We start from the raw sequence: 13,796 nt of genomic DNA on the forward strand, positions 1-13,796 counted from the left end.
TACAACTACCACTATTCGTTATTTAAATCATATTGTAAAATATCAAAATCATATTGTGTAATTTTTTAAAATTTCTATAATCTACTTTTGTGATAAATAGAAATTTTAAAACATGAATAACACTTTCAACTTTTTAGCTTTTGACTTGGGAGCAACTAGCGGACGTTCTATACTCGGAACGTTTGATAATGGAAAATTGGAATTGCGAGAGTTGACCCGGTTTGGCAATGATATATTACAGATACAAGGAAAGTACTACTGGAATATATATTCTATATACAACTCCATAAAGGAAGGCATGCGAGCAGCATCGTCTTTGGATATAGCAATTAATGCAATAGGTATAGACACATGGGGTGTCGATTTTGTCTATGTGGCCGAAGACGGAACAATATTGAGTCTTCCTCGTTCTTACCGAGATCCATATACAGAAAGAAGTCCTGAAAAATACTTCAAACTCATCCCCAAAGAAGAAGTATATAAGCTTACCGGAATACAAATCATGAACTTTAACAGTCTATTCCAACTATATGCTGCCAAGATGGAAAAATCGGCGGCATTACAATCTGCAAAAGAGATATTGTTTCTTCCCGATGCAATGTCTTATCTTTTGAGTGGAAACAAAGCCTGCGAATATACTATAGCTTCTACTTCTCAGCTTCTGAATCCGTTAACAAAAAAGATAGAAAATAAACTACTAGAAGCGATAGAAGTACATCCCTCTGTCATTCCTCCGCTAATAAAACCGGGGAAAGTCGTCGGATTGCTTCGAGACTCAATAGCTAAAGAGTGTGGATTAAATACAATTCCGATAATTGCAGTAGCAGGTCATGACACTGCGTCTGCCATTGTTTCAATACCTGCAAAGAATAAAAAATTTGCATATATAAGTTCCGGCACATGGTCGTTGATGGGCATAGAGGTAGATGAGCCCATTATAAATGAGCAATCATATAAAATGAACTTCACAAACGAAAGTGGGGTTGAAGGTACAATTCGTTTTCTAAAAAACATCACAGGCATGTGGTTGCTGGAGCAATGCCGTAAAGAATGGGAACAGTTAGGACGTACCTACACTTACGATGAGATTATAAAAATGGCAAAAACAGCAAAAGGCTTTCAATGCTTTGTTGATCCGGACGATGCCGTCTTTGCCAATCCGGAGAGTATGATAGAATCTATTATAAAATTCTGTACCGACACCGGACAAAGTGCACCAAAAGAAGATGCTGAATTTATACGTTGTATTTTTGAAAGTCTTGCTTTAAAATATAAATATGTATTAAGTTGCCTTTGCGAATTATCTCCTCACGCTATCGAAGTTTTGCATATTATAGGTGGCGGCTCACAAAATAAATTATTAAACCAGTTTACAGCCAATGCAACAGGTCTTTCCGTTGTAGCTGGTCCGTACGAAGCTACAGCCATAGGAAATATCATGATGCAAGCGAAAGGATTGGGCTTGGTAAAGTCTCTTAAAGAAATAAGAACTATAATCAACGAGTCATTTACCCTTGAATCTTATGAACCACAAGACACTGAATTGTGGAATAACGCTTACGAAAAATTTTTGAAATTAATAGAAAAATAAAGAAGTGACCATGAAAAAAAATGAATTAGTATTAAAGTCTTTTGAAATAGCAAAAGAACACTATTCGGAAATAGGCGTTGATGTAGAAGCTGCACTTAAGACATTACAAGATGTTGCAATTTCTATTCACTGTTGGCAGGCTGACGATGTAACGGGGTTTGAGAATTTGACAAATGTAGGAGGCGGCGGTATTCAGGCTACGGGAAATTATCCGGGTAAAGCTCGTAATATTGACGAGTTGCGTTCCGATATTGAAAAAGTATTAACCCTAGTAGGAGGAAACCATCGTTTAAACCTACATGAGATATATGGCGAATTTGGCAATAAAGCAGTAGACAGAGATCAAGTAGAACCTTCTCATTTTACGGGTTGGATGCAATGGGCTACAGAAAATTCTTTAAAACTGGATTTCAACTCTACCTCATTCGGCCATCCTAAAAGCGGAGATTTAACACTTGCGAATCCAGACAAAGCTATTCGCGACTTTTGGATTGAACACACAAAGCGTTGTCGTGCTGTGGCTGAGGAAATGGGTAAGTTCCAAAACGATCCGTGTATCATGAACTTGTGGATACATGATGGTATGAAAGACCTGACAGTAAACCGCTACAAATATCGTCAGATATTGGAACAATCATTAGATGATATATTTGCGACAGAATATCTCAATATGAAAGATTGTCTAGAGTCTAAACTTTTTGGTATTGCACTCGAGAGTTATACAGTAGGGTCTCATGATTTCTACCTGGGTTATGGAGCAAAGAAACAAAAAATAGTAACATTGGATACAGGCCACTTCCATCTTTCCGAAAATGTGGCAGACAAAATCTCATCTTTACTGTTATATACTCCCGAGATAATGCTACACGTAAGTCGTCCTATTCGCTGGGATTCGGATCATGTAGTTATACTGAATGATGATGTTATCGAACTGGCAAAAGAAATTATCCGGGCAGATGCATTGAATCGTGTACATATAGGTCTCGATTTCTTCGATGCATCTATCAACCGTATAGGTGCATACGTGATCGGCATACGAGCTACACAGAAAGCTTTATTACAAGCTTTTCTTGAGCCAATAGCAACATTACGGGACTATGAAGCCAACGGACAATATTTTGAACGTCTTGCTCTTCTTGAAGAAGCCAAAGCTCTGCCTTGGAATGCTGTTTGGGACTATTTCTGTCTTAAGAATAACATTGCTGTAGGAGAAAACTATATTAGGGAAGTACAACAGTATGAAAAAGATGTAACAGCTAAAAGGATATAAAAATATCTGTAAAGCGAAAAAAGCATTCTTAGTATGAATACAATAATAGGTTTGGTTATAATTGCAATAGGGAGCTTGGGGCAGTCCAGTTCTTATGTTCCGATCAATAAAGTGAAAAATTGGTCATGGGAGTGTTTTTGGCTGATACAAGGTATTTTTGCTTGGTTGGTTTTTCCTTTTGTCGGAGCACTCCTGGCGATGCCGGACGGACTGTCCCTTTTCGATGTTTATTTACAGGAAAGCGTCGCTGTTTATAAATCTGTCGGCTATGGAATTCTTTGGGGAATTGGAGGTTTAACATTTGGCCTGAGCATGCGTTATCTGGGAATCGCTTTAGGGCAGTCTCTCGCTTTGGGTACATGTTCGGCATTCGGAACATTAATTCCGGCTTTGCTTAAAGGGCAAGATCTGTTTAGTGGCGAAGGATTGGTTCTACTTATCGGAGTGAGTATTGCCATTGCAGGGATAGCCGTTATCGGGTATGCAGGAGCATTGAAGTCGAGCAACATGAGTGAGGTTGAAAAGAAAAAGGCTGTAAAAGATTTTGCCTTAAAGAAAGGTTTACTCATTGCGATATTAGCCGGAGTAATGAGTGCCTGCTTCAATCTAGGACTCGAAGCCGGGGCACCTATTAAGGCTCATATCCTCTCATTGGGCTCAGAAAGCTTGTTGACTTTGAACCCCATTATATTACTTGTCACTATTGGAGGATTTGTTACAAATGCATGTTACTGCTTGTTTCAAAACTATAAGAATAAGAGTTTCAAGGATTATACGACGATCACAGCATCCAACTGGATTAATAATCTTCTATTCTGCGCATTGGCAGGGCTATTATGGTATTCTCAATTTTTCGGATTAGGAGTAGGACAAAGCTTCTTCGAGCCGGGAAGTGTTATGATGGCATTTTCGTGGAGCATCCTGATGTCGCTCAATGTCTTGTTTAGTAATATTTGGGGTATCATACTCAAAGAATGGCAAGGTGTAAAGAAAAAGACGATTGTAATACTTGTAACAGGATTAGCGATTTTGATATTTTCGATAATTTATCCACAACTTTAAATAATAGAAAATGATTTTTAATATTAACGATAAGCTGAAAGAACAGCTTGATGAAGTAGCCGAAATTGCGGGTTATCTGTGGCAAAAAGGATGGGCAGAACGCAATGCCGGAAATATTTCAATAAATATAACCGATATTGTCGGGGATGAAAACAAAGACATACCGCCTTTGTCTAGTTTTCAGCTTCCTAAGAATATGATAGAATTGTCCGGTGACTTTTTCTACGTAACAGGAACAGGAAAACGAATGCGAGATGTGGCAAAAGACCCATTAAAAAATGGCTCTATCGTGAGAGTTTCAAAAGATGGCAACTCTTATGATGTTATCGCAGTAGAAAACGTAAAGCCAACATCTGAGTTAGCGTCACATTTTTCTATTTTATCTTCATTCAAGAAAAAAGGGTCAAAGAACAGGCTGGTATTACATACTCATCCAACAGATCTTATTGCATTGTCCCATATTCCTGAGCTGAAAAGCAGCGAGGCTTTGAACGATCTATTGTGGGGAATGCACCCTGAAACGTTTATCGTTGTACCTCGAGGGATAGGTCTTGTGCCTTACGAAGTGCCCGGAACTACAGCTATAGCACAACTAACACTTCCTGTACTCGACAAACATGATATTGTAATTTGGGAAAAGCATGGAGTATTCGCCGTAGGTGAGAATCTAACAGATACGTTCGATTTGATCGACACACTTTCGAAATCGGCACAGATATATGCATTTGCCAAAACTTGCGGATACACACCTGAGGGATTAACCAAAGAACAAATAAAAGGTCTGATAGAACCTTTTAATATACAGATTTGATACAGCTATAAGACTAATAATGAATCCATCCGGACTTTCTTACATAACAATATGAAAAAGAAAAATCTGGATGGATTCTATTTTAAGGGATAAAGAAATGATACAAGGATTATTATGACAGGTCGAAGGCTAAAACCCATTATTCGTTTTATCTTCCCACACTCCCTGAGTAAATCTTCTATGCTCTAAGGGAGTAATATTTGTTTTCTTTTTGAATGCAGTAAAAAAATACTCTTGATTTTCAAATCCCATCAGATAAGCAATTTCTTTCACAGGAATAGCGGTATTGGTCAATAGCTCTTTCGACTTTTGTATTTTTAGTTCCTGAATATATTGCAAAGGTGCAAATCCAGTGTATTCTTTAAAAACCTTACGAAAACTGGAATAGCTCATATTCAATTCGTTTGCAATATCTTTCGGTTTTATATCTCTGAAATTTTCAAGGATCAGTATTTTTGCTTTGTTTACATGATTTATAACTTCGGAACCTTCATAGGAATAATTCTTATCTAAAGAATATGCCAACCCTAACAAGTGGTTGACTATTCCGGCCAACATTTGTTGAAACCCTGATTTTTGTTCTGCTGCCATTTCAATTGCCTGTTTGTATAAAGCTACTATCTGATCGTTTAACCCTACCTGAAAAATTGGTTTCTTTTGATTGAAAAATCCATTGGCAACCTTGTTATCAATATTTATTCCGTTAAAACCAATCCAATATTCGTCCCAACCGATGTTCTTGTCCGGCATATAATTATGCCACTCTCCGGGAAACAGTAAAAATATAGTTCCGTCCTTTACTGATTGGAATTTTTTTGTTTCGATGCTATTAGAAATAAATTTTCCATTCCCTTTTGTTATATATAATAACTGATATTCATCCAGTATACGCCCCCTTTCTGTTGAAAACAAGTAGCGTGTAGGATGATTTCTTGGAGGATATACCGTCTGAGGCGTAATAGACTGATACCCCACAGAATTAATTGTCAGGCCCCAAAGCTGGTCGCTTTCATTCACTATTAAATATTTCAGATGAATTGAATTTTTCATGCAATATAAAAAAAGAATAAGGCAAAGATTATGAGTACAAATTAAAAGCAAAACATTTAGATTGAGGCACATTTAAGTATGAATAATGGTAAAAATATCATTTCTTACAATCTATATATCAATTTGTCTAATGTATCAGAGCCCCATGTATATAAATAAACCCTAAAAGTTGATAGCTTTTAGGGTTCTCTCAAATAATAGTGGTTTTTCAATTTACATTCAATTGCGCCTTAAATATTAACCTCCAACAACGGGCTGTTCCATCCTTTAATATCCAATTTTATATTATTGTTACTAATAGAACCTTTATTTACCTTACATTCCAGGATTTTCTTTTGTCCGGGTAATATACTTATATAATTGTCGGACCAGAAAGCAGGGGTAATCATCTCTCCTCTGTTATCCTTTAATTTCAGATTTACCATAAATGCTATTTTACCTGATGGATTCTTTATCTCTACAGTATAAATTATATTATCCTGCTCTTCTGACTTGTTTGTCTGAATATCTAACTCAACTGTTTTTAAAGTAGATAGACTCTTGAAATCCGCATAACTTTTAGCAGGAGTATGCACCCAGTCGGTTTTATCCCACAAATATTCATCTGGCTTAGAAGATAAACAATAGAAATTATCAGCGACCACCTCACCTTGCTGATTCAAAATTTCTAAAGCAAGAAATATATTTTCTTTTAGAGGTGCTAGTTGTAAAATATTGACAGATGTATTTGTTCTGATATCTAATGGTATTTCTTTTTTCTCTTTAACGGTAGAGTTTATATCAAACACCTGTACAATAGCCTTGTAACCGCTTATATCTTTTAGCTGTTCATTAACGGCATATATACTATTATTTCCATAATTATAGATTAGCTGAAGCGGTAGATTAGCTTTCTTCACAGAATAATAAGCAGCCGTAGGCACTTTGTAATAATCGTACATTTGCCAATACAAAGAAGGCCATGCTGAGTTTAGCATCCATTGAACAATGCCTGTGGTTTTGCCTATATTTACTCTAAATGCTTCAAACATAGCTCGAGTGCCATCGTAATTGACAAGATCAGCCTTCATCAGATAATCTTCCAAATTTTTAGCCTGTCCGTATTTATTATTTATGACAGTTGTGAGTTCTTTCAACGAGTTCATTGCAGCTGTAGAGGTCGTACAATGGAAATTCCAAGTATCATTTAGCGGCCACAATTTATCTTCGGGTATAAATTTTTTAATCGATTCTAAAACCGGAAGTTGTGCTCCTATTCCTGTTTCGGTATTGTAGCCAAATGCACCACCATAAAGAGTATCAATATACCAATAGTTTGGTCCCACATACTCATAAGGTCCTGCCATTTTAGTTCCTGTTTTACCCGACAGTTCGCTTGTTCTTTCTTTTGCTGCACCTACATAGATTCTGTTATCTGATTCTTTCAAGAATGCCAAATATTTCTCTTCCAATTTTGGTATCGGAAGCATATCGCTTCCCGGCATCCAAGATATAATACTCGGATGATTGCGCAACCATAGTACTTGTGTGGCGAAGGATTCTGCTATAAGGTCGATTTCTTTATCAGTGAGTATGCAACCATACATTTCATCACATGGTTTTCCATAATATGCCTCCCACTCCCATTGGCAACTCCAACCTAAAATAGCCATTATTCCGTATTTATCACACAAGTCATATATATTAGAGCTTGTACCCCAAAAACTTTCGAAGCGAATCATGTTCATATTCATATCTTTGACATACTGCACCTGTATTTCGTTGCTCTCAGGAGTATCGCGCAGGAATATATCATCTGTCCATCCGGCTGCCTTTAGTAAAACGTTCTTTCCGTTTAGTTTAAAACCTCTATATCCTTCTTTTGTCAGATAAGATTCTATTTGACGTATACCAAAGGTTATATCTTCTCTGTCTGATACAGTATTATCTGTTTTAAATTTTAAGTCCAGATTGTAAAGTTCGGGGCTACCCATATTATTGCACCACCAAAGCCGAGGATTTTTGATGTGTAACATTGCCGCCTCAACCGATGTTATCTTTACTTTTTTCTTTTCGTAAGGAGCCAAAGTAACCGAATAAGAAAATTCTTTCGAATCTATTTCTCCAACCAAATCTCCTGAAATTTCCTTATCTGTAAGATTTTCAACTTCAGTTTCTATTGTAAGCCACGCTTCCTCTAACGTTTCAGTATTTACCTCAGGTTTCACATATGTATTATTCAATCTTACATTGCCTGTTATAGATAGATATACATCCCTATATATTCCCATACTTTCGTCAGCCGGGCGAGGATTCCAATCGGCAAATCCTGTATTAGGATCTCCGGGGCGGGCTCTAAAAACTTCTACAGCTAAAACATTATTATCTGATTTTACATGTGGAGTTACATCAAAAGAGAAATGACGGTATGTTCCATATATAGAATCTTTTGAGGCTATTAATTCTCCATTCAGCCAAATATTTGCATAATATGATATTCCATCGAAACAAAGAGATACATGCTGATTATTATTCAACTCAGGCAATGCAAATTCATTACGATACCAGAACGCTTTATCAAACTGGGTTTTATCTATATCTTTAATATTTGCTCCTACAAAAATATCAGGAAAAACTCCATTTGCAGTAAGAACACCCATCACCGTAGATGGAACTGTTGCTCTATACCAATTCTCTATCGACTGTTGAGAACTAGATACAAAGTCTCCTTTACCTTCTATGCTATCAGACGATTGAATATACCAGTTAGTAGCTAGATTAATTTTTTGATGTATATTCTCCTCTTGTTCACGGCAAGAGTTTGCCGAAAAAAGAAGACATAGTAATATAAATACTGATAATAGTTTTTTGTAAATCATGGCATTTGACTTGAGTAATTTATCTGTTTTTCTTAGTAGATGAAAATATACAGAAAATTGTAAATATTGAGAAAGAGAATGCAAGATTATATCTTGCATTCTTCTATCCCCAAAAACATTAAAATTGATTAGAAATTGGCTTTGTTCACATCCCACCAAATACGAGTTATAGGTAAATCTGGACCTCCTAATTTTTTAATTGCATCAGCAACTCCCTCTGCATTACCACTTACTTCTGATTCAGAGAATTCAACTCTACGGAATCCCGTTTCTGTTGGAACAGCACCTCCGCTCGTGTTATTAGTAATAGGGAATAATTTAGGATAGCCTGTGCGGCGATATTCAGCCCAAGCATTATATCCCTCAGGAAATCCGGCAATCCATTTTTGAGTAATAATTTTTTCTAGTTTAATCTCATTACTTGCAGCATCATCCCATTTTGGAGAAACTTTAGATACTGCCGGGCTACTTTCTGTAGCAGGTTGTAATTGATCCGTAAATGCCACCGGAAGCTTATCACTATTAAGGTAATCGCTAAGAGAAACTTTCCATTGACTGAAAGATTTTGTTATTCCTGATTCATAATAAGACTTGGCTGTACCACCTCCCATATTCCATCCTCTCAAGACACCCTCTGCACGAAGAAAATCTGCTTCTGCGGCAACCAGTAATATTGCAGGCATAGAGTTATCATTCATATGAATAGGAGGAGAAATCTTATAAAGCAATGGATCTCCACCAGGTACATACTTGTTCTCGGCCAAATTATGAATTCCCTGACGCATTCCTTTTATTTGACCAATATGTTCTCCTGCATTTACCGGTAAAGCATAGGCTTGTAAACGAGGGTCTTGATATCCGGATAAAATTGATTCGACATTAGCACTTATAGAGGTATCTCCCCATTTAGCAATTGCTGTAAGTGGATGAAAATATCCTTTTCCACTAATAGTAAAATTACCACTATTATCTTCTATCAAACCATATGCCGCTTTTACAGCTTTCTCTGCTTCTGTTTTAGCTAAATTAGGATCAGCTTTAACAATACGCATAGCTAAACGAAGATGTAATGTATTTGCATATTGTATCCATTTAACATAATCTCCTCCGTATGCCATATCAAATTTAGCAAAAGGTTTTGCAGTACGAGTCTCTTCTGCATTTACATATGCATTAAGTACTTGAACAGCTGTATCTAGATCTTTAAAGAAATTTTTATACAGTTCTTCAACAGAATCATATGTACCTCCTGTTTTTGAATCTCCATAAGTAGAGTAGATAACAGGTCCATATATATCAGATAAACGAGCCAATGCTGTTACCTTTAGTATTTTATTGATAGCATCAAAATGTCCATAAAAGTCATAATCTTTCTCCGACTCTTTTTTAACAATAAGGGTACTGGGCATCATATAAGCATATGTATAATCCCAAGCAGGATCACTCCATCCCGGCTTATAGGAATATGTTCTGTTATCACTTGTAACACCACCAAAGGCTGTTGCCGGGCATAGATAGCCAGAAAATATATCCGCGTTTAGATTCTGCATCACCTGAAAAGTCCAATCGGTTCCCCAACCCCAGTTAAAATTGCAATATATCATTTGTTGCATTCCCGGGAAATAAGCTCCTATTTGATTAAAATCATAGGAAAGTTGCTCCTCATCTATTCCTATTTTATTTTTATTGAGGTCATCAAAATTATCAGTACAGGACGGGATTAGTCCCAATAATAAAAGTCCGACAATTGTATGTTTTAATATCTTTTTCATATTTTCTAGATTTTAGAAGTCTAATTTTAAATTAAATCCAAATGATCTTAGCGATGGCATGCCAAAAACATCTATACCTTGCAAGTTATTTCCGGTAGATAAAGATGCATCGGGATCATACGATGCACTATTTTTAAAAAAGAATAAATTTTTTCCAACAAATGAAAGTTCACAGCCTCGTATAAATTTATTACCAAATAATTTTGCAGGAAATTTATAGCCAAAAGATAACTCTCTCAATCTTATATTCGTAGCACTTTCCACATAATATTCAGTAATACCACTACGTCCGCCAACAGCATCATAAAATCCTTTCACATCTTCAATTTTTTTACCATCAAAATTTACATAACCTATATTTCTGTCATCTCCTGTCCTTTTAGTCACACCATACAGATCAAGATCAGCTTGAGTAATTGATAATACATCGCCTCCAAAACGTCCATCTATAAGGAAATACAATGTGAAGTCTTTATATTTGAATGTATTACTCCAACCTAAATTGAATTTAGGGGCACTATTTGCTATTTTTTCAAAATCGCCTGTTGATGCATAAGGAAGATCTTTATCGTTATACAAGATATTCCCTTTATCGTCTCTAGCAAATGTTCTACCATATATATCACCAAAAGCTCCCCCTTTATATAAACGCATCTGATAGTTATTTGAATTTTGATCTCCAAACTTAAAGAAATCTAGATCTTCAGCAAGTTCTTTAACCTTATTACTATTCTTTGCGAAATTTACTGAAGTTTTCCAAAGAAAATCATTCGTCATTATCGGACTACCTCCTAATACTATTTCTATACCTTTATTTTCGATGTCTCCTGCATTAATGTAATAGTAGGAATAACCTGATCCTGAAGGTGCGGGCATCGTAAACAACTGATTTGTTGTATTAGTTTTGTAGAATGTAAAATCAAAATCAATTCGGTTATTCAAGAATTTCCATTCTGTACCAAACTCCCAGGATTTTGTCATCTCGGGTTTCAATTCAGTAAATGGGGCATAACCATTTTGAATTAGAGACCCACCAGCTCCTATCGAATTGATTGGATGACTAATATATGGAGGTAAACCATTTCCTACTTTAGCCCAAGAACCTCTGACTTTTCCAAAACTAATAAATTCTGGTAGCTTAACAGCTTCATTTATAACCCATGTCAAACCTACTGAAGGATAAAAGAAACCATTATCTACACTTTTGGTATATGCTAATGTGGAAGTCCAATCATTTCTAGCTGTAACATCAAGAAATAAACAATCTGCAAAACCTACTTGTCCTGCAAAAAAGATAGATTGCGATTGAGTATGTAAATCCTCTTCTGTAATATAACCTCCATTCAGGTCGATGTTTGCAACTGTAAATACATTGGGGAAGAACAAGGTACTCGGACGAGAGTCTAATCGAAGCGACTTATTTCGTTGATCTGTAACACTTGTACCTAAGGATGCAGATACTGAAAATTTATCATTTAATTTTTTCTGATAAGTCATTAATAAATCCGCATAAGTACTTAACATTGTTGCTTCGTAAGTTATATACCTACCATTTTCTCCAGCCAGATTGTTATGAGTCCCTACATACATCTTCTGATTATATTTATCTGATATATAATCAGCTGTACCTCTTGCCTGAATATTTAAATCTTTAGTTATCTTGTAATTTACAGATAGATTTGCAATAGTACGTAATCGAACATCTTCACTTGGGGTTTTATTCACTAACCAATAAGGATTCTGATCCATATCTGAAAATCCACCATACCAATTCTGTACATATAGGTTGCGACTTTCGTTAAAACGTTGATAATTATTTTTATAATAATCGAACGACTCGCCTCCCTGAACGCCACCTCTTGGGAAATGGTATAGACCGACCAATGGATTCATATAATATCCTCCTGGTGTAGACCCATTATTTAACCTTTGATATAATAAATTGATATTAGCGTCAAGCGTCAGTTTATCATCGAAAAAGTTTGCTGTTTCACGAAAGTTAAAGTTGTGTTTATTCAGAGTATTATTCTCAATAACTCCTTTACCATAAGTATTCGCATAAGAGAAATATGTCTGCATTTTTTCCGACCCAGAACTTAAAGCAATTGAGTTTATGGTTGTTATTCCAGTATTAAAGAATTCCCCCGTGTAGTCGGACTTTGAACCTTTTGTAATCTTATCTCCCCAACTCTTTTCTGCTCCGGTATAAGTATTCTGAAAATCAGGAATACCATAAGCTGCATTATCAAATGTTGTATTAGAGTTAAAGCTAATCGATGTACGTCCCACTTTTCCTTTCTTTGTTGTAATAACGATAACACCGTTAGCAGCCTGACTTCCGTAGAGAGCTGCGGCTGATGGCCCTTTCAGTATATTCATTGATTCAATATCATCTGGATTTAGATTAGATATACCATCACCTCCATCACGATTTCCGGCATCATTAGTACCACCAATGGAAGTAGAAGTTTGATCTGTAATTGCATTATTCATCGGAACACCATCAATTACATAAAGAGGCTGGTTATTTCCTGATGCGGAACGATTACCCCTAATAACAACTTTGGCTGAACCTCCTAATCCTGAGGCACTCCTATTAATTTGAACTCCTGCAGTTTTACCGGCAAGAGCTGTAATCATATTAGGATCCTTAGTCCTTGTCAGCTCATCACCTCCGACAACTTGAGTAGAATAAGTTAGAGATTTTTCTTTCTTTTTAATACCTAATGCTGTTACAACTACTTCATCAAGCACTTGAGAATCTTCCTTTAATGTAAAGTTCATTATTGTTTGTCCTTTCAATACGACTTCTTGTGGATGGTAACCAACATAAGTGATTACAAGAGTAGCATTTGCCGGAACTGTCAAGCTATAATCGCCATCTACCCCTGTCATCGTTCCATTTGTTGTGCCTTTTTCTGACACACTGGCACCAATCAAAGGTTCTCCGACCTCATCTAGGGCAATTCCTTTTACTGTAATTTTTTGAGTTTGTTGTGTTGTCTTGGGATCCTGATTAACGTCTTTCTTTTCAGAAAGGAGGATTTTCTTATCTCTTATTTCGTAAGAGATGTTTGTTCCAGAAAAAACTTTCTGCAACACTTGAGGCAAGTCTGTGTTTGTTACCTCAATGCTTACAATTCTATCGGTATTGACTACAGGCTGGCTATATGCAAAAGTATAACCTGTCTGTTCGGCAATTGTTGATAAAACTTTTTCCAGCTTCGCCTGCTGAAGATTCATAGTTACCTTTTGTGCAGACACTGTTATCGTCGTACACAGAAACATAACCAGAAAAGCTAAAATTACACGTTTCATAGTTTACATTTTTTAAGGTTAAAAAATAGGTCCTTTACATAATAGACCCACAAGGATAAAAAAA

The 13,796-nt window shown here is 36.2% G+C and carries 8 protein-coding genes; 4 read left to right on the plus strand and 4 right to left on the minus strand.

What is annotated here, in order from left to right; translation table 11 throughout:
- Nucleotides 1-112: 112 nt before the first annotated feature.
- The 4 genes from QOX35_RS15595 to rhaD are packed head-to-tail and all read left to right on the plus strand — an operon-like array spanning nucleotide 113 to nucleotide 4,734.
- Complete coding sequence (locus QOX35_RS15595; RefSeq protein ID WP_283687726.1) at nucleotides 113-1,591, plus strand: rhamnulokinase; 1,479 nt, start codon at nucleotides 113-115, stop codon at nucleotides 1,589-1,591.
- A gap of 10 nt (nucleotides 1,592-1,601) precedes the next feature.
- Nucleotides 1,602-2,861 carry an L-rhamnose isomerase gene (locus QOX35_RS15600; protein WP_283687727.1) on the plus strand — a complete coding sequence of 420 codons (1,260 nt, stop codon included), beginning with the start codon at nucleotides 1,602-1,604 and terminating at the stop codon, nucleotides 2,859-2,861.
- A gap of 33 nt (nucleotides 2,862-2,894) precedes the next feature.
- Nucleotides 2,895-3,923 carry an L-rhamnose/proton symporter RhaT gene (gene rhaT, locus QOX35_RS15605; RefSeq protein WP_283687728.1) on the plus strand — a complete coding sequence of 343 codons (1,029 nt, stop codon included), beginning with the start codon at nucleotides 2,895-2,897 and terminating at the stop codon, nucleotides 3,921-3,923.
- Between the two features lie 10 nt (nucleotides 3,924-3,933).
- On the plus strand, nucleotides 3,934-4,734 hold the full coding sequence (gene rhaD / locus QOX35_RS15610; RefSeq protein ID WP_135107321.1) for a rhamnulose-1-phosphate aldolase: 801 nt from the start codon (nucleotides 3,934-3,936) through the stop codon (nucleotides 4,732-4,734).
- 129 nt (nucleotides 4,735-4,863) lie between these two features.
- On the opposite strand, the gene QOX35_RS15615 is transcribed toward rhaD, so the two are convergent.
- The 4 genes from QOX35_RS15615 to QOX35_RS15630 form a co-directional block, all read right to left on the minus strand.
- Nucleotides 4,864-5,784 (minus strand): AraC family transcriptional regulator, encoded by a 921-nt coding sequence (locus QOX35_RS15615; protein WP_283687729.1) that lies wholly within the window; start codon nucleotides 5,782-5,784, stop codon nucleotides 4,864-4,866.
- A 230-nt stretch (nucleotides 5,785-6,014) separates the two neighbouring features.
- Nucleotides 6,015-8,642 carry a glycosyl hydrolase 2 galactose-binding domain-containing protein gene (locus QOX35_RS15620; RefSeq protein WP_283687730.1) on the minus strand — a complete coding sequence of 876 codons (2,628 nt, stop codon included), beginning with the start codon at nucleotides 8,640-8,642 and terminating at the stop codon, nucleotides 6,015-6,017.
- A 128-nt stretch (nucleotides 8,643-8,770) separates the two neighbouring features.
- Nucleotides 8,771-10,414, minus strand: coding sequence for a RagB/SusD family nutrient uptake outer membrane protein (locus QOX35_RS15625; protein ID WP_283687731.1), 1,644 nt, complete (start codon nucleotides 10,412-10,414; stop codon nucleotides 8,771-8,773).
- Between the two features lie 12 nt (nucleotides 10,415-10,426).
- Nucleotides 10,427-13,732, minus strand: coding sequence for a TonB-dependent receptor (locus QOX35_RS15630; RefSeq protein WP_283687732.1), 3,306 nt, complete (start codon nucleotides 13,730-13,732; stop codon nucleotides 10,427-10,429).
- Nucleotides 13,733-13,796: the final 64 nt, after the last annotated feature.

The organism is Dysgonomonas sp. Marseille-Q5470 (genome assembly GCF_951230145.1).
Classification (GTDB): domain Bacteria; phylum Bacteroidota; class Bacteroidia; order Bacteroidales; family Dysgonomonadaceae; genus Dysgonomonas.